Raw genomic sequence first — 18,755 nt, 5'->3', positions numbered from 1 at the left:
TTGAATTAAATAATAGTCAACCCGAACATTTTTGTTTGTTATATCAGCATATTCATAATTGCTATTTAGGTTGATGGTTGACAAATTAAAAAAGCATGCTAATATATCATTTAAATTAGAGAAAACGTTTGCTCAAAAAATATCAAGGAGGATTAACCAAATAAAAAGAAAAGTTAATTAATAACTAGCGTGTCTGTTTTGCAATTCATGATATTTTTTTGTAATTTTTTGAAAAAATATGAAAAATAATTATTGAAATATGAAAATTATTGATTATAATTGAAAATGTAAACGATAACAATTATGGATAAGATGAAATGAAAGGAATCTATCACATGGAATTAAAATTAGCTACAAGATTAAATGCATATCTACCCCACTATAATAATGATCTGGAAAAAGTCTTTGAACAATTAGAAAAAGTAGGTATCAACTATGTTGATATTAATTTTCCACAACAAACTCTTGGCATTACTCCAGAACATATGAAAGAGATGCTTGATAAACATAATCTACAGCCAAATGGAATGGAGATGCGTTTTGAAACACACTATTTGACTGGAGATTTGGGTAATCCAGATGAAAAACTTTATCAAGATGCCATCAAAATGTGTAAAGAAGCCGCAGATTATTGCCATGCAATTGGTGGATCAATGATTAATATTTGGAGTGCGCATGATGGCTTTGATTATAGTTTTCAAATAGATTACGTTGAATATTGGAATAGAATTGTCAAAGCGTGTCAAGAAGTTGCAGATTATGCTCCTGACATTAGATGGAGTATTGAATATAAGCCATATGAACCTCGTGGCTATGCTTTCGTTGATAGTATGGGAATAGTAGAAATGATGCTCCATGATATTAACCGCAAAAATTTTGGAGTTTTACTAGATTATTGCCACATGTTGATGAAACATGAAAATCCAGCAATGGGTACTGCACTCTTTTGTAGTAGAAAACAACTTTTTGGCGTCCACTTAAATGATGGATACGGAGTGCATGATGACGGATTAATGGTTGGTACAGTAACACCTTTTAAGACACTTGAATTTTTATATTATATGAAAAAATATAATTTTGACGGCATGATTTACTTTGATACAGAACCTGTGAGAGAAGATCCTTCAGATGAAACAAAATCAAATATTGAAATGCTCAAGTATTTATTAGATTTACTTGATCAAATAGGTATGGATAAAATTCAGCAGGTTATTGACTCTAATGATGGAGTGAAGGCAAGAAATTTAATGCTTGAATTTTTACAAAAATAGATTTCTAATTTGTAAGTAAGAAGGTGCAAATCTATGGATTATAAAAAAACTGCGCAGGGAATACTTCAAGCAGTAGGTGGATCAAAAAATATCACAAATATGACACATTGCGCTACCAGACTAAGATTGACTTTGAAAAACGACAATGTAGATGATACTAAGGTCAAAGCAATTGATGGAGTAATAAATGTTGCCCGTGGAGGTGGTCAATATCAGGTTTTAATAGGTCTTGATGTTCCTAAAGTATACGATGCCTTTGAAAGTCTAGTGAACGGTTCAGGAAATACAAACGTTGAAACTAAACCAGAAATTCATGGTTTAAAAGATTGGATAAATAATTTGTTTACGGCTATTGCGGGAATATTTGCCCCATTATTACCGGCATTGGCAGGTTCAGGAATCCTATATGGATTATTACTTTTGAGTAGTCAGCTAGGATTAGTAAGTCAAAAAAGTGGTACTTTTGTGATTTTAACTGCTGCTTCTAAGGCAGTATTCTATTTCTTGCCAATTCTATTAGCTTTTTCCGCATCTAATCGGTTTAAAGTCAGTCCATATATTGGTGCTTTAATTGCGGGGGCCTTGTTATTTCCAGATTTTATCCAGCTGATGGGTAATCATGGTAATGGTGCGATGTCATCTTTTATGGGAATACCCGTAGTTTTAATGAATTATAACTCAACAGTTGTGCCAATTTTGATTTCCATTTGGGCATATTCATACCTATATAAATGGCTGGAAAAGCATGTTCCAGAAAATTTACAGTTAGTTATTACACCCTTAATTTCTTTATTAATAATGGTTCCATTAACAGTGATTGTTATTGGCCCATTGGGAGTATACGGTGGTCAAATTGTCGGTGATGCTGTCAATTGGTTAATTAAAAATGCCCCAATTCTTTGTGGCATTGTAGTTGGTGGCGGGTGGAGTTTCTTAGTATCTTTTGGTATTCATTGGGCGGTTAATCCAATCATGATTAATAATATTGCTACTAAGGGATTTGATTATATTTGCCCGTTGACGTTTGCTTGCAATTTTGCTGTTATTGGTACTGCCTTTGGCGTTTGGTTAAAAACGAGAGATAAAGAATTAAAAAATTTCTCTATAACTGGTATCATTACAATTTGTTTATCGGCAATTATTGAACCAACTTTATTTGGTTTGTTAGTTAAAAACCGAAAGATTTGGTTAGCACAAATAATAGCTGGAGCAGTTGGTGGAGCTTATCTTGGTTTAACTAAAGTATTTACTACGGCATTTGTATTTGGTAGTGTAACTACTTTTCCAGCATTTATCTCTAAATCAGGTGGCAATTTTATTAATGCAATGATTGGACTTGGGATTTCTACAGTAGTAGGTATAGTTCTAGGGTTCTTAGTTACAAGTAGAGAAGAAAAATTGGCGTAGGAAATTTTTGATAGTATAATTGAAAGGAAGTGAAAGAGTTATTAAGTATTAGTTATGGAGAAAAATATTTGTTACCTGTTGAGAGACAAAACAAAATTTTAACAATTTTAAAAAATAATAAAATGATTAAACTTGATGAATTGCATCAACAAATTCCTGAAGTATCATTATCTACGCTAAGAAGAGATATTAAAGTTCTTGAAAAAAAGGGAAAGATTGAGTACCTTTTTGGTGGAGCGATTCAGCTAGTATCAAAGATTGGTGAAATATCTTTTATAAAAAAAGCAACGATGCATTTACAAGAAAAAGAAGAAATTTGTAAATTAGCTTCAAGCATTATTCAAGATCATGACACGATATATATTGATTCAGGATCGACGTGTACACTTCTTTTAAAGCAAATAGTTAATAGACAAGTTGTTATCTATACTACTAATACACAGGTTTGTAGTATTTTAGGTAATTTAGTTGCTGATGTTGTTTTAATTGGCGGTAATTATAATGGTTTTACCTCGTCTTTGACTGGTTCCTTAACCGAGGCAACCTTAAAAGATTTACATTTTGACAAAGCCTTTTTTGGCATCAGTGGTGTAAATGTTGAAACAGGTTATATGACACCATCAATTGAAGAATCTTCTAAAAAAAGAATAATTAGTCAACGGTCGATTCAATCTTATATTTTATGCGATAGCAGTAAGTTTGGTGTGACATCAATAGTGAGTGCTTTACAATTAAAGGAGGCAACTTTGATTTCTGATCAGTTTGATAGTGAAATTGCTGAGGGTACGCAGATGGTAGTTCCTAAGACTTTTAAGTCGTAAAAAGGGAGGATAAATGTGTTTAAGTTATTTTCCAGAAAAGTAAAAGCTGAAATAGTTGTTCCAATTTCAGGTAAGTTAGTAAAGATAACTGATGTAAAAGATGATATATTTTCGCAAAAAATGATGGGTGATGGTTTTGCAGTTATCCCTAGTGGTGATACAGCTGAAATAGTTGCTCCAATTGATGCAGAAATAATTATGATTCCAGAAACGAAGCATGCAGTTGGTTTAAAGAGTAAACAAGGATTAGAAATTTTAATACACATTGGGTTAGATACTGTTAACCTTAATGGAAAGGGATTTGAGCTACTTGTAAATCAAGGAGATAAAGTAACTAAGAATCAACCTTTGATTAAAATTAAACCAGATTTTTTTGAAAAACAAGGTTATGATCCAACTACGATAGTTGTATTTACTAAAGGGTTTGACAGAGAAATAGTTCCGGTTCCTGAGTACGGCTCACTAATTAATGCAGGCGAAGTTGTGCTTGAATCACTATAGTGTCAATAATAAGCTTAATATTTTTTTAATGAACATATATAAAAAGCTTAGAAATTGTTAATATTTCTAAGCTTTTTGTTTTTTTAAAATATAAATAAAAATAGTTAGTGCATTCACTAATATTAAGTCCAACTAATGTGAGGCTAGCTTTAATTTATCTTATAGCCATCTTTTTTATGTGATATGTGAATTGAATTATTAAGATAATAAAAAGCAATATTCTTCATTATCATAATGAAGAATATTGCTCTAAAATCTATTTAACTAAAAAATTATTTTTTGTTTTCAGGAGCTTTGTCCGTCTTGCTTGGTGTATCTACTGGGTGATCAGTTGGTACATCAGGTAGTGGATTAACAATTTTAGCTTGTTGTTCCTTTTCAACAATTGGCTTTAACCAGTTAATTTCTGCTTTTAAATAAGCACGATATTTTTTAGCATAACTAGCATGATTCTTAGAAAAGTGCTTCAAAGTATCAGTATATAGGTTTAAACGCTTTAACTTAGAAAGTTTGCGTCCCTTCTTGATAGCAGCATTGTAATATTTATTGGCAGCTTTCTGCTTTTTGGACCATTTAGCACTAGTTTTAATTAACTTAGCTTTTGGTTCTTGAGTCTGGGCTTCTTCTTTAGGCTTTTGTGCATCAGCATTCGGGTTTGGTGCAACAACTTTGTTGTCTTCTTTAGGCTTTTGTGCATCAGCGTTAGGTGCAGTTACCTTGTTGTCTTGACTAGCATTTGAATTGTCAGTAGTTGCAGTATTGGCATCAGTTTTTGCAGTATTGTTAGTTATTTGATTAGTAGTATCAGCTAAAACAAGTGCAGATTGACTAATAATTGGGGAAACGGCAGTAATACCTGCTACAGCAAGGGTAATTATTTTTTTATTAAATTTCATAATTTTACCTCTCTAATTAATAAATACCTATGTATTTTAACACAGAACATATTAAGGATTATAAATTAATTGTTAAGTTATGGTTACAGAAAGTAAAAATTCTCATCATTTTTGTAAAATTATAAAGTTTAGCGGACAGGGAGTAATTAACTAGTTAAAAATAGCTCCAATTACTTCTATTTATTTTGATGCTGGACATAAAGGTACACAGGCCAGCCACTCAGAGTGAGTAAAATACCGGTTAAAGCTAAAATGGGTTGGGTAAGGGTGGTACTAATGACGATAAAACTAGCGCCAATAATAGCTAGAATAGGTGGTAGTGGATACCAGGGAGTCTTATATGGTCGCTGGAGGTTAGGCTTTTTAATTCGTAAGAGCAAGACGCCAATAAATAATAAAATTGAGAAAATCCAAGAAACATAAACTAGCATATCAGTTAGTGAGTCAAAAGTTCCGGAAAAAATCATAATGGTCGCGACCAAACACTCAAACAGCATGCTATTTGTGGGTACTGCTGTTTTTTGATTTAGGGTGCCGAAAAATTTGGCACCAGGTAATTTGTTTTCTTTCCCAAGAACATATGGCATCCTTGATCCTAACAGTAGGTGACCATTAATTGCTCCGGAAATTGAAACTAAAATTCCAAAACTAATAATGATACTCCCAAAATTGCCGAACAACTGTTGCGACGTCAAAAGCGCCGTTGCTTGATTGCCCACAATCAGTTTCCAAGGAAGTATTTTGATGAAGCTCCAATTAAGCAAGGTATAAATGACAGTTACCCCAAATAATCCCCAAATGATTGCTTTAGCAAGTGTTTTGGCTGGATTTTTAATCTCACTAGCCAAATTACCAATGCTTAACCAACCGTCGTAAGCAAATAAAACTGCTAACAAAGCTTGGCCAAAGGCAACAGCACCACTTGCAGATGAAATTTGTGGTCGAGGAGCTGAAACTAAATGGTTTTGATTGCTAATGACGGCTAATACAATGATAGCTAGAATGGGAATTAATTTAATTATCAAAGCAATTTTTTGAACTTGTCCACTTAATTTAGAACCAAGCCAATTAATAGCAAGAATTATAAGCATGACAATCAGTGCAATTGCTGTAATTGAAAGGTGACTAAAGCCAGGAATTGCTTTAAGTTGAGTTGCAAAAACGATAGCTAAAGCGCCAATGTTAGCTGGATAATAGATAATAATTAATGACCAACCAAATAAAAAAGCAACTTTGGGACCATAAATTTTTTCGAGGTATTTAACCGGACCACCTTCTTCAGGGAAAATTGCAGCTAATTCGGCGATGCTTAAGCCCGCCATCAGCGTGATAAATCCAGCAAGTGGCCAAACAAGAATACTCAGCCAAGGGTTATGGGTAAGTGTAGAAGTATTAGCAATTTTAAAAAAAGCACCACCGCCAATCATTGTCCCCATGACGGTTGCCAAAGCTGCGAAGAAGTTTAATTGTCTTTTCATTGTTCAATACCTTATTAAATCAAAATTAAATTTATCATTGTAATTATAGGATAAGGTTTGCAAAATAAAAAGATTATTTGTAAAAGATAATTAATAAACTTAAAGGAAATAGAAAATATTTACTTCTTGCATACTTGAAGGCAATTACGTGTTATTATTTGGAGGAAATAATGTTGATGATCTTTCTTTTATATGTATAAAGGAGAAAAAATGAGTAAAGTTACAGTAGTCGGTAGCCTTAATTTTGATACTAATCTACGAGTAAAGCGGATGGCAAAACCTGGCGAAACAATCCATGCTAAAGATCACTATTCTGCTGCCGGTGGGAAGGGTGCTAATCAAGCAGTTGCAGCAGCTCGAGCTGGTTGTACTGTGAAATTTATTGGTGCTGTTGGTAATGATGCACCAGGTAAGGAATTGCTTGCCGCACTTAAACAGGAAAAGATTGATACAAGTGGAGTTATGACAGTTGACCAAGAATCAACGGGGCAAGCCTACATTACTGTTGATGATGCTGGGCAGAATTCAATTACAATATATTCTGGTGCCAATTATCGCTTTGACCAAAATTATGTTAGTCAGAATAGATCATTACTCACTGATAGCGATTTTGTTGTGGCTCAATTTGAGACGCCAATTGCGGCCACTATTACAGCTTTTGCAATAGCTCATCAAGCTGGGATTAAAACCATTTTAAATCCTGCTCCTGCAATGGAAGAAATCCCTTCAGAATTGCTTAAATTAACAGATATAATTATTCCTAATGAAACAGAAGCTGCTACAATTACTAATGTACAGGTTGTTGATGAAGCTAGTGCTAAAAAAGCCGCTGAAAAATTACATCAGCTAGGTGTGGCTACAGTCATTATCACTATTGGCTCCAAGGGAGCTTTTTATGATTTTCAGTCTAAGAGTGGGTTAGTTCCAGCATATAAAGTCAAGGCTGTCGATACCACTGCTGCGGGTGATACCTTTATTGGAGCACTGGCAAGTACTCTTAAACCCAATTTAGTTAACTTAAGTAATGCAATCAATTTTGCTAATAAAGCTTCGTCACTCACTGTTCAAAGATATGGTGCACAGCCTTCAATTCCTTATCTTAAAGAAATCGAAAAAATTTAAGTAAAGTTATTAAGCAAAGAAAAAGAGGTAGGTATTATGACAACAAAGATTGGAATTATTGGTGATGGTCATGTCGGCTGTACTGTAGCACATCAATTGATCATTTCAGAACTAGTTGATGATTTAGTAATGATTGATGTTAATGAAAAAAAGGTCAAAGCTGATGCAGTTGACTTTGAAGATGCTATGGCTAACTTGCCCAATCACGTAAATATTAAGGTTAATGATTACTCAGCTTTAAAAGATGCTCAAATTGTAATTAGCACCTTAGGCAGGATTTCGCTTGAAACTAAAGGCGATCGTTTTGAAGAACTAGAATTCAATAAAAAACAATTGAAGCCAATTACTGATGCAATCAAAAAGAGTGGCTTCGATGGAATTTTGTTAGTTATATCTAATCCAGTCGATGCAATTACTAATCTATATCAACAATTAACGGGATTACCTAAAGAACATGTGATTGGAACAGGTACTTTACTTGATACTGCACGTATGAAAAAAGTAGTAGCACAAAAATTTGATGTTGATCCACGTTCAGTAAGTGGTTTTGCTTTAGGTGAGCATGGCAATTCACAATTTACAGCTTGGTCGACTGTAAAAGTTTTGCAGCAACCAATTTCTGAATTTACACAAGATGGATCTTGGCGAGTAGAGGATCTTGATAATGAAATTAAAGAAGGGGGTTTTACGGTTTTTAACGGTAAGGGTTATACTAATTATGGTGTTTCAGCTGCGGCTGTTAGAATTGTTCGGACAATTTTAACTGATGCACGCACAGAATTACCAGTGTCGAGTTTTCAAGAAAAATATGACACTTATATGTCTTATCCAGCTGTTGTTGGGCGAGAAGGAATAGTTGCTAAAATTAACTTAAAACTAACAGCAGCAGAAGAGGAATTGCTACAAAAATCTGCTGAAACAATCAAAGAAAAATCGCAAGCATAATTTATAGTGAGCAAAAATATCTAATAGTTATGTGATCCTAAATCTAGGAATCATTGTTTTAAATTACTAAGCCTGTTATAATTATTAAGGCTTGAAATTTAACATTAAAAATGTTATTGTATTTAGCGTTAATCGATTAATCTATGGTTTGCAATAAAGCCATGGCAAAGGAGTAATAAACATGAAACAAGGCATTCATCCAGATTACCAAGAAGTTGTCTTTATGGACTCAGCAACAGGTGCTAAATTTGTTGCAGGTTCAACTGTAAAGTCAAAAGAAACAGTAGATTACGAAGGTAAGACTTATCCATTAATTCGGGTTGAAATCACTTCAGATTCTCATCCATTTTACACTGGCAAGCAAAAGTTTGCTCAGGCCGATGGTCGAATCGAAAAATTCAACAAGAAGTATGGTATGAAAGAGAAGTAGTATCTTTGATCTGGTGGAAGCAGTCCCATTGGGGCTGCTTTTTTATGTAAAGCCTATGGCTTATTTAAAATTGGATTAGGATGCTTTACCCAAATTTCTTTTTAGCTAGGAGAAAAATAGATGAAAATGCAACTGGCAGAAATTGCCAAGGCAATTAATTCAACTTGTGAGGGCAACGAGCAAACTGTTATTACTTCTGTTGTCTTTGATTCAAGAAAAATTACAGCTGGCGGCTTATTCGTCCCATTGAAAGGAGAAAGGGACGGACATGACTTCATTGATAACGCAATCAACAATGGGGCCAGTGCCACTTTATGGCAAAAGGGTCACCCCAATAAGCCTAATAATATTGCAATTCTAGAAGTTGAAGATCCTTTAACTAGTATGCAACAGCTAGCACAGTATTATCTTAATAAAGTTAATCCAACTGTAGTTGGAATAACTGGTTCTAATGGCAAAACTACTACCAAAGATATGACCTCAGCTGTTTTGGCTAAAAGGTTTAACGTTCATAAGACTGATGGGAACTTTAATAACGAAATTGGTGTGCCAATGACTATTTTGGAAATGAAACCTAATACAGAGATTCTGGTTTTGGAAATGGGAATGGATCATGCAGGGCAATTACATTTATTAAGTGAGCTTACTCATCCGGATGTTGCTGTAATTACAATGATTGGGGAAGCCCATATTGAATTTTTAGGCTCGCGGGCAGCAATTGCTGATGCGAAGATGGAAATTACTGATTTTTTGCGTGAAGACGGCGAACTTATCTATAACGGTGATGAACCGCTTTTGCAAGCGCGAGCTAAGAAAATTAACCAAGCAAAAGTTACCTTTGGCCTAGCAAAAAATGATACAGTTTATATGACAGGTTATCGAAGTTATAAGCGTCATGCTACATTTACGGTTAACAATTCTGATAATCAATTTACTATTCCCATGATTGGTAAACATAATGTTTCTAATGCACTATCGGCTTTGTGTGTAGGGCGTTATTTTGGTGAAAGTGATGAAGAAATTGCAGCGGCTTTGGCTGGCTTTACGCCTACTGCTAACCGAATGGAGTGGGAAAAAGGCGATGTAGGCGAAGACATTATGAGCGATGTCTATAATTCAAACCCGACAGCTGTACGTGCTGTTTTAACTAGTTTTGGTCAAATTGAAGTACCAAAAGATAGTAGACGGATTGCCGTTTTAGGCGATATGTTAGAATTGGGGCAGCAGTCGGATAGTCTCCATGCTAAATTAGCGGATTGTCTTGACCCACAAGTAATAAATGAAGTATATTTATTTGGCTCAGAAATGAAGAATTTAGCAAATGTTCTCAAGGGAATATATTCCGATGAGCATTTGCATTATTATACAAAAGATCAGATGCAGCACATGATTGCTGATTTGAAAAATGATATTAAGCCGCATGATATAGTTGTTCTTAAGGGATCGCATGGCATGCATCTGGAAAAGGTACTAGAGCGGCTTAGATAGGAGAATTTAGTGAAATTTTCGGAATTAGGATTAAATGATGAGCTTTTAAAAGCTATTAAACGTTCAGGCTTTGAAGAAGCGACACCAATCCAGGAAGAGACAATTCCCCTTGCTTTAGCAGGCAAGGATGTAATTGGTCAAGCACAAACAGGAACAGGTAAGACTGCTGCTTTTGCTTTACCAATCTTACAAAATTTAGACAAAGATAAGAAGGTAATTCAAGCCTTAATTATTGAACCGACTCGCGAACTGGCAATTCAGACGCAAGAAGAGCTTTTTCGCTTAGGACGTGATGAACGTGCCCGTGTGCAGGTCGTATATGGTGGGGCGGACATTAGTAGACAGATTCGTTCACTTAAGAATCATGTACCAGCGATTTTAGTTGGTACCCCCGGAAGACTACTCGATCACTTAAAGCGTAAGACAATTAATTTAGCAGATGTTAACACTATTGTTTTAGATGAAGCTGACGAAATGCTTGATATGGGTTTTATTCAAGACATTGAAAGCATTTTAAGTTATGTTAAAAATCGCAAGCAGACTTTACTTTTCAGTGCAACTATGCCTAAGCCAATTATGAATATTAGTGAAAAGTTTATGGATAATCCAGAAATAGTCCGAATTAAGACTAAGGAACTAACTGCTGATTTGATTGATCAATATTATGTTAGAGCAAAAGACTCTGAAAAATTTGACATTATGTGTCGGTTAATTGATGTTGAAAGTCCTGATTTAGCAGTGGTTTTTGTGCGAACAAAGCGACGTGTTGATGAGGTTACACGAGGCTTGCAAGCCCGCGGCTATAATGCAGCTGGAATTCATGGCGATTTATCACAGGCACGAAGAATAAGTGTTTTAAAACGCTTTAGAGCTAGTAAACTTGATATTCTAGTTGCTACCGATGTTGCTGCGCGTGGGTTAGATATTTCAGGCGTAACGCACGTTTACAACTATGATATTCCGCAGGATCCAGATTCATACGTCCACCGTATTGGACGTACGGGTCGGGCTGGTCAAAATGGGAGCTCTATTACCTTTGTTACACCAAATGAATTGGGCTATATGAGAACAATTGAGCAATTAACCAAGAAGAAGATGACCCCGCTTGCTCCACCTTCAGATGATGAAGCTTTAAGAGGCCAGTTGAAACTTGCTAAGACTAAGGTTGAGGATTTGCTAAAGGAAGACTTGACTAAATATGCTGCTGATGCTGCTGAGTTATTAGAAAATTATTCGGCTATTGATTTAGCAAGTGCCTTACTTAAGAATTTATCAAAAGATTCTTCTAATGTTGAAGTCAAAATCAGTTCCCAAAAGCCATTGCCATATAAAGGTGGCGATGGGCGTCGCAGCGGAAACAGAAGTCGCGGTCGTGGTAATTACCGTGGTGGAAGCCGAGGTCATAGTAATTATCGTGGTGGTAATCGTGGCCATGGTAATTATCGCGGTGATCGTTCACATAAAGCAAATAGCAGTCATAGTTTTGTGATTAAAAGTAAAAAGGATTAATGATTTACAAAATAATGAGTTGGCCTGATGTACAACTCTTTTTTTGTATTATACTTTTTTATATGAGGTAAAAAAATGATTGTAGGCGTAGGTATTGATGCTATTGAAGTTGAACGTGTGGCAAAAATTGTGACCAAGGGCGATTCTTTTGCAAAAAAAGTTTTAACGCCTAAGGAATTTGCTCAATATCAAAAGATGGTTAATAAGCGAAAAGTAGAATATTTAGGTGGTCGTTTTTCAATAAAAGAATCTTTTTCTAAGGCCATGGGGACTGGACTTGGAAAAGAAATTGGATTGCAAGATGTTGAAACGCTGTGGGATAAGGTAGGGCATCCGGTGACAACTTCACCAAAGTTTACTGGTAAAATTTGGTCGAGTATTACCCACGACAATGATGAAATAGTCACATTAGTTGTTTTGGAGAAATAAAATGATTCCAGGAATACATCGTCCGGCTGCTGTTTGTGTTGATTTGGCAGCTATTAGGCAAAATATAAAAGAAGAAATAAGACATTTAGAACCGGGGCAAAAATTGTTTGCGGTTGTTAAAGCTAATGCGTATGGACATGGGGCTGTACAAGTTGCTCAAGAGGCAGTAAAAGTTGGTGTGAGTGGTTTTTGCGTGGCTATTTTAGATGAGGCCTTAGAGTTGCGTCAAGCAGGGATTGTTCAGCCAATTCTAGTCTTGGGTGTAACACCACCTAAATTTGTCTCGCTAGCTGCTGCTAATGATATTTCCCTAGCAGTTCCCAATTTAGCGTGGTTAGAAGATGCAGAAAAAATCTTAGTAGCAGAAAATGCAGATTTAGTTCTTAAAATACATTTGGCGATTGATTCTGGGATGGGGCGAATTGGTTTTAGTGAGGATGCTGAATTTCTCAACGCTAATAATTTTTTATTAAATAATCCTAATTTTTTTGTTGAAGGACTATTTACTCATTTTGCTTCAGCTGATAGTAGTGATGATACTTACTTTAAAAGTCAAGTTCAGCGCTTTAATCATTTAAAAAAATTGCTTAAAGTAAAGCCCAAATGGATTCACGTGGATAATACGGCAGCTAGTGTTTTTAATAAGGGTGTTCATAGCGATTTAGTGCGCTTTGGAATTGGAATTTATGGTTTGAATCCATCCTCAAATCCTACTAGTCCAGATTTGTCACTAACAATTAAATTAAAACCCGCCCTTTCATTTGAAAGTGAACTAGTGCAGGTGCACACCATTCATGCCAATCAGGGGGTAGGCTATGGTTCAACTTATGTTGCAACTAGTGATCAAATAATTGGCACGGTACCAGTAGGATATGCTGACGGTTTTATTCGTAAGTTTCAGGGCTTTAAAATAAAAGTAGGAAACGAATATTGCCCAATTGTGGGACGAATATGTATGGATCAATTAATGGTGCGATTGCCTCATGAAATGCCCGTGGGTACAGAAGTAGTGCTGATTTCTAATGACCCACTAGCTCCTAATAATATTAAGGCGGCAGCTGATTATGTTGATTCAATTCATTATGAAGTAGCTTGTTTATTAGATGATCGCTTACCGCGTAAATATTACGGGCAATTGAATTGCTAATCAAAAAAAGACATTGCAAAAGCAATGTCTTTTTTGTCAATGAAATTAATCATTAATTGGCTTATTGAGATAAACTCCTGGATTTTCATCGCTCATAATGGTCATGCCAGCTTGTAAATCTTCAATTTCTGCAACTACGTAACCCTTATGTTCTAATTTACCAACAATAGTTTTCAGTGTTTCTTCACTCACACCAGCTGGAAGAGTAAATAAGATTCGGCGAACGAAATTATGACTTTGCTGAGCAGTAGATGCATCTAAACTCATTGTTCCAGCGATATTAGAATATTTATTAATAATTTTTGCCATTTTTACTAAATTACCATTTGAATTATCGGTTAAAACGGTGAGGACATACGAACCGGTTTTAAGATTCCATGCATCAGATAACATGTCTAATAAGCGAGAGTGTGTTAAAATACCATAGAACTTACCGCTTTCATCTAGAACAGAGATGTAAGGTAGGTCTTTTATTGTGAAGAATACTTTAAAAAATGGTGAATTAACTTTAATTGTTTTAGTTGCGTTTTTAAGTAGATGTGTTACTGGTAAATCCATATCTTTTCCTTGAGATTTGTGGCGGTAAATATGCATCTTATAAATATTCCCACGAAAAATAGTTCCAGTATCATCTAAAATAGGTACACATCTGTAGCCCGAATCTTCTAAAGTTTCCAGGGCTTCAGCTAATGTAGCATGTTCGTTGACTGTTGTTAGATAATCTTTTTTGATAACTAAAGATTTAATAAGCATGAAACTGCCTCCATTATAAAAATTGTTCTAGATAATTATAACATAATAGTATATTAATTAGATAAGTATTAAAATTAAATATTGGATAAATAGAGTTTAGCACGTACAGGATAATTAAAAAAGATTTTTACTTCACATGTACATGTAAATGTAAGTATGCTTATTAATTATCCTATGAGGTGGCTATACTATTCATTAAATACGATTAAAAGTAAGGGGAATTACTAATGAAATTAATTGTTGGTTTAGGAAATCCAGGTAAAAAATATGATGGTACCAAGCATAATACAGGCTTTATGGCGCTAGATTATTATTTAAAGCAAGGTTCCCTTCAGCTTGAGCGCGAAAAGTTTGAAGGCAGATATATTAAACAAGTTATTAAGGGTGAAGATGTTATTTTTCTTGAACCACAAACTTTTATGAATGAATCTGGCCGCTCAGTTGCCCAATTTGCCCACTTTTTTAAAATTAAGGCACAAGATGTTTTGATTATACAAGATGATATGGATCTACCATTAGGAAAAATTAGAATTCGGGCAACTGGTAAATCTGGTGGGCATAACGGAATTAAAAGTATCATTCGCGATCTTGGCACTAGTGATTTTAACCGGCTCAAAATCGGTATCAAACATCCAGCTAATGTTACTGAAGCTAGTGTTATTTCGTGGGTTTTATCCAAATTTAGTATGGAGCAACAAAAATTAATGGATAATGCTTTTGAAATTAGTAGTGATGTAATTACTGATTTTATTACTGGTAAGGGTTGCCAATTTTTGATGAATAAATATAATTGATATGCGTTTAACTAATTTAATTGAAAAAGATCAAGAATTAACTAATTTTATAGCTAAAACAGTTAATGTGAAAAATTCACTCATCACCGGTGCCAATGCTGGTGCTTTTAGTGTACTTTTATGTCAGCTAGTAAGTGAGCTTGACCGACCAATAATTTTAATTGAAGAGAATGAAAACAAGGTGCAAAAGCTCTATGGTGAATTAAAGCAGTTAATGCCAGATGGTAGAGTACAGCTTTTTCCATTGAATGCAACGATTGCTACCCAAGCAGCAGTTAGCTCACCGGATGAACTGAGTAGTCGAATACAAGCACTTAACTTTTTATTAACTGGTGAACAAGGAATTGTGCTAACTACCCCACAAGGGATGCAATACAAATTGTCTAATCCTAAAGAATATCAAGCTGTAAGGCAAGAATTTAGGGCTGAAGCTGAGTACGATTTAGCTGATTTAACAAGTTGGTTGGTTAGTTCAGGGTATCGACGGGAAAATTTAGTAGCTAAACCAGGAGAATTTGCTTTACGAGGTGACATTTTAGATATTTATCCTCTAGATCGTGAAAATCCAGTTAGAATCGAATTCTTTGGTGATCAAATTGATACTATGCGCGAATTAGATTTAGCTAGTCAGCGTAGTCAAAAAGAAATTAAGGCTTTAACAGTAGGACCAGCGCAGGATCATGTTTTTACTGCACATAACTTTAAAAGTGCAGTTAAGCAAATTGAAGTTGCAATGGCCGATGCTCCAGCACCGAAAGAAGAAGTGGAAAATCATTTTACTTCAATTTTAGCGAATTTGAATGATAATAATTTACCCCAGAACTATTCTTTTCTAATTGACTTCTTACTTTCTAATTCAAGTAGCATTTTAGATTATCTAACTAAAGATGGCTTAATTGTATTGGATGATTGGTCTTTAATTAATCAGTCAATTAAAACAGTAGATCAGCAAAATGCAGACTTTATTGCTGACGAATTGAAGACCGGTGCAATGTTGCCAGGGCAAGTAGTGCGCAGTGATTTTTATAAAAATTGGGCTATAGACGGGCACCATCATGTATATTTTTCCCCTTTTCAAAGGAGTATTGGTCGAGTTCGGTTAGGGCAACTCCTTGATTGGCAAACTAGACAGCCTCAAGAGTTCTTTAGTCAGATGCCGCTGTTGAAAACTGAAATTGAGTCTTATCAAAAAAAGAAACAAACGGTTATCTTGCAAGCAGATAATATTCAAAGAGCACAGCAAATTAAGCAGACTTTAGCTGAATTTGGTTTAAATGTTCCCATAGTTGAAGCTGATCAGTTAATTGAGCAACAAACGCAAATAATTGTTGGCTCATTTATGCGTGGCTTTTCTTTACCTAATAGTAAGTTAGTTTATTTAACTGAACAAGAATTATTTAATAAACCCACTCACCAACCCTCAAAAATTAAAACATTAGAAAATGCACAGCGTTTACGTAATTATACTGAGTTAAAACCAGGCGATTATGTTGTGCACGTCAATCACGGGATTGGCCGTTTTGAAGGAATTAAGACGCTAGAAAACCAAGGAATTAAGCGCGATTATATTACTATAACTTATCAACATGGTGATCAGTTATTTGTTCCAGCTGATCAATTAAAGTTGGTGCAAAAGTATGTTGCTTCAGAAGGAAAGCAGCCGCATATTAATAAATTAGGTGGCAGTGAATGGGCTAATACCAAGCGTAAAGTTCAGTCTAAAGTTGAAGATATTGCAGATGACCTGATTGAACTTTATGCAAAACGTGAAGCAGAAAAAGGTTTTGCTTTTGCTCCGGATGATGAATTACAACAGCAGTTTGAAGCTGCTTTTCCTTATGTTGAAACAGCTGACCAGTTACGCTCGACTAAAGAAATCAAGCATGATATGGAACAAGAGAAACCAATGGATCGTTTATTAGTTGGTGATGTAGGTTTTGGTAAAACTGAAGTGGCATTACGGGCTGCCTTTAAAGCGATTGAAAGTGGTAAGCAAGTGGCTTTTTTAGTGCCAACAACTATTCTGGCTCAACAACACTTTGAAACAATTCAAGATCGATTTAAAAACTTTCCAGTTAATTATGCAGTCTTATCAAGGTTTCAAACTGCAAGTGAAACCCAAAAAATTATTGCTGAACTTCAGGCGGGTAAGCTTGATTTAGTTGTAGGTACGCACCGACTTTTATCTAAAGATGTGCAGTTTAAAGACTTGGGACTGCTAATTGTTGATGAAGAACAACGATTTGGCGTTAAGCACAAAGAACGTCTAAAAGAACTAAAAGCTAATATTGATGTATTAACACTAACAGCTACGCCAATTCCAAGGACCCTACATATGTCAATGGTTGGTGTACGTGATCTTTCGGTGATGGAAACACCGCCTTCTAACCGTTTTCCAATTCAAACTTATGTCATGGAGGAATTGCCAAGCGTGGTCAAGGATGCCTGCTTGCGTGAAATGCAACGCGATGGGCAAGTCTTTTATTTACACAATCGAATTGGTGATATTGATGATGTGGTAGTCAGGTTACAAGAGCTATTGCCTACGGCTCGAATTGCTAGCGTACATGGTCGAATGAGCAAAAATCAGATGGAGGATATTTTATATCGCTTTTTAAATCGCGAATTTGATATTTTGGTCACAACTACAATTATTGAAACAGGTATTGATATGCCTAATGTAAATACGATGGTCATTGAAAATGCCGACCATTATGGTTTAAGTCAGCTTTATCAGTTGCGCGGACGAATCGGGCGTAGTGCAAGGTTGGCTTATGCCTATTTCTTATATCAGCCTAATCGAGTGTTAACTGAAGTGGGTGAAAAGCGCTTAGAAGCGATTCGTGATTTTACTGAATTAGGTTCAGGCTTTAAAATAGCAATGCGTGATTTGTCAATTAGGGGTGCTGGCAATATGCTTGGAGCACAGCAACATGGCTTTATTGACAGCGTAGGGTATGATTTATATTCACAGATGCTCAGCGATGCAATTGATAACCGCAAGGGTAAGCATAAAGTCAAAAAGAGTAATGCGGAAATTGAGCTAGATTTTGAAGCTTATATTCCCGAAAGTTATATTAGTGACCAAGAAGAAAAAATTGAATTTTATAAAAAAATCAAGGCTGCTAATTTTGATGAAATTCAGGAAATCCAGGATGAATTAATTGATCGTTTTGGTGATTATCCTGAACCAGTTGAAAATCTTTTGGCAATTTCAAATTTAAAACTTGAAGCTGACTTAGCCCAAGTGTTGAGTATTATTAGAGTAAAGCAACAAATAAAAGTTGAATTTGATGTTTCAGCTAGTAAAGAATTGACTGGACCTAATATTTTTAAAGCTTTAGAACATGTTTCCTTAAAAGTCAAAATTAATTTAAATCCACAAAAGCACTTGGTTGTGCTGTTGACGCTTTTAGATAATATGTCTAAGAGACAGTTGATTAATGAACTAATTAAATTTATGAGTGCAGCAAGTGATATTATTCAAAGATAAGAATTGAGGCAGAACAATGAGAATTGATAAATTTTTGAAAGTTTCCCGTTTAGTTAAAAGACGGCCAATTGCTAAAGAAATGGCTGATCAAGGACGAATTAGGGTAAACGATAAAGTAGTGAAGTCAAGTTACGAGGTAAAACTTGGTGACCTGATTGAGGTTGGTTATGGTTCCAGAACAGTTAAAGCAAAAGTGTGTGCTATTCGAGAAACAACTAAAAAAGCTGAAGCAAGTGAACTTTATGAATTAGTTGATTAAGCAACTTAGATA

At 35.2% G+C, this 18,755-nt stretch carries 17 protein-coding genes; 14 read left to right on the top strand and 3 right to left on the bottom strand.

Annotated features, from left to right (window positions below; translation table 11 throughout):
* Positions 1–317 precede the first annotated feature (317 nt).
* The 4 genes from F5ESL0237_RS06185 to F5ESL0237_RS06170 all read left to right on the top strand — a co-directional run bounded on the left by F5ESL0237_RS06185 (position 318) and on the right by F5ESL0237_RS06170 (position 4,000).
* On the top strand, positions 318–1,271 hold the full coding sequence (locus F5ESL0237_RS06185) for a sugar phosphate isomerase/epimerase (RefSeq protein WP_233551944.1): 954 nt from the start codon (positions 318–320) through the stop codon (positions 1,269–1,271).
* 33 nt (positions 1,272–1,304) lie between these two features.
* Positions 1,305–2,678: a PTS transporter subunit EIIC gene (locus F5ESL0237_RS06180; protein ID WP_122024914.1), complete on the top strand. Its 1,374-nt coding sequence runs from the start codon at positions 1,305–1,307 to the stop codon at positions 2,676–2,678.
* Between the two features lie 68 nt (positions 2,679–2,746).
* Positions 2,747–3,499, top strand: coding sequence for a DeoR/GlpR family DNA-binding transcription regulator (locus F5ESL0237_RS06175; protein ID WP_122024913.1), 753 nt, complete (start codon positions 2,747–2,749; stop codon positions 3,497–3,499).
* A 15-nt stretch (positions 3,500–3,514) separates the two neighbouring features.
* A complete protein-coding gene (locus F5ESL0237_RS06170) occupies positions 3,515–4,000 on the top strand; it encodes a PTS glucose transporter subunit IIA (protein WP_122024912.1) in 486 nt (161 codons plus the stop codon).
* A 272-nt stretch (positions 4,001–4,272) separates the two neighbouring features.
* Here the strand turns inward: F5ESL0237_RS06170 and F5ESL0237_RS06165 are convergent, their stop codons facing one another.
* Complete coding sequence (locus tag F5ESL0237_RS06165; RefSeq protein ID WP_122024911.1) at positions 4,273–4,896, bottom strand: hypothetical protein; 624 nt, start codon at positions 4,894–4,896, stop codon at positions 4,273–4,275.
* A gap of 176 nt (positions 4,897–5,072) precedes the next feature.
* Positions 5,073–6,374: an APC family permease gene (locus F5ESL0237_RS06160; RefSeq protein WP_122024910.1), complete on the bottom strand. Its 1,302-nt coding sequence runs from the start codon at positions 6,372–6,374 to the stop codon at positions 5,073–5,075.
* A 210-nt stretch (positions 6,375–6,584) separates the two neighbouring features.
* Between F5ESL0237_RS06160 and rbsK the strand changes: the two genes are divergently transcribed.
* The 7 genes from rbsK (at position 6,585) to alr (ending at position 13,444) form a co-directional block, all read left to right on the top strand.
* Positions 6,585–7,496: a ribokinase gene (gene rbsK / locus F5ESL0237_RS06155; RefSeq protein ID WP_122025072.1), complete on the top strand. Its 912-nt coding sequence runs from the start codon at positions 6,585–6,587 to the stop codon at positions 7,494–7,496.
* A 36-nt stretch (positions 7,497–7,532) separates the two neighbouring features.
* A complete protein-coding gene (locus tag F5ESL0237_RS06150; RefSeq protein ID WP_122024909.1) occupies positions 7,533–8,441 on the top strand; it encodes an L-lactate dehydrogenase in 909 nt (302 codons plus the stop codon).
* Positions 8,442–8,622: 181 nt separating this feature from the next.
* A complete protein-coding gene (locus tag F5ESL0237_RS06145; protein WP_090092385.1) occupies positions 8,623–8,871 on the top strand; it encodes a type B 50S ribosomal protein L31 in 249 nt (82 codons plus the stop codon).
* A gap of 120 nt (positions 8,872–8,991) precedes the next feature.
* A complete protein-coding gene (gene murF, locus F5ESL0237_RS06140) occupies positions 8,992–10,359 on the top strand; it encodes a UDP-N-acetylmuramoyl-tripeptide--D-alanyl-D-alanine ligase (RefSeq protein WP_122024908.1) in 1,368 nt (455 codons plus the stop codon).
* Positions 10,360–10,368: 9 nt separating this feature from the next.
* Positions 10,369–11,868 (top strand): DEAD/DEAH box helicase, encoded by a 1,500-nt coding sequence (locus tag F5ESL0237_RS06135; RefSeq protein ID WP_122022160.1) that lies wholly within the window; start codon positions 10,369–10,371, stop codon positions 11,866–11,868.
* 75 nt (positions 11,869–11,943) lie between these two features.
* Positions 11,944–12,297, top strand: a complete 354-nt coding sequence (gene acpS, locus F5ESL0237_RS06130; protein ID WP_122024907.1) for a holo-ACP synthase — start codon at positions 11,944–11,946, stop codon at positions 12,295–12,297.
* A gap of 1 nt (position 12,298) precedes the next feature.
* Positions 12,299–13,444, top strand: coding sequence for an alanine racemase (alr, locus tag F5ESL0237_RS06125; protein WP_122022158.1), 1,146 nt, complete (start codon positions 12,299–12,301; stop codon positions 13,442–13,444).
* Between the two features lie 45 nt (positions 13,445–13,489).
* Here the strand turns inward: alr and cbpA are convergent, their stop codons facing one another.
* Positions 13,490–14,197, bottom strand: coding sequence for a cyclic di-AMP binding protein CbpA (gene cbpA / locus F5ESL0237_RS06120; protein WP_090092378.1), 708 nt, complete (start codon positions 14,195–14,197; stop codon positions 13,490–13,492).
* A gap of 227 nt (positions 14,198–14,424) precedes the next feature.
* On the opposite strand from cbpA, the gene pth reads away from it, so the two are divergent.
* From pth to F5ESL0237_RS06105, 3 genes are read left to right on the top strand one after another with little or no spacing between them, the layout of a single operon-like run.
* Entirely contained in the window at positions 14,425–14,991 is a 567-nt protein-coding gene (gene pth, locus F5ESL0237_RS06115; RefSeq protein ID WP_090092376.1) for an aminoacyl-tRNA hydrolase, read from the top strand.
* Between the two features lies 1 nt (position 14,992).
* Entirely contained in the window at positions 14,993–18,484 is a 3,492-nt protein-coding gene (gene mfd, locus F5ESL0237_RS06110) for a transcription-repair coupling factor (protein WP_122024906.1), read from the top strand.
* A 16-nt stretch (positions 18,485–18,500) separates the two neighbouring features.
* Positions 18,501–18,743, top strand: a complete 243-nt coding sequence (locus F5ESL0237_RS06105) for an RNA-binding S4 domain-containing protein (protein ID WP_118896006.1) — start codon at positions 18,501–18,503, stop codon at positions 18,741–18,743.
* Positions 18,744–18,755 lie beyond the last annotated feature (12 nt).

It is taken from the genome of Lactobacillus sp. ESL0237 (assembly GCF_003692985.1).
GTDB lineage: Bacteria > Bacillota > Bacilli > Lactobacillales > Lactobacillaceae > Lactobacillus > Lactobacillus bombicola.
Note: the sequence above shows the minus strand (reverse complement) of the source record. Positions and strands in the feature narration are given on the sequence as shown.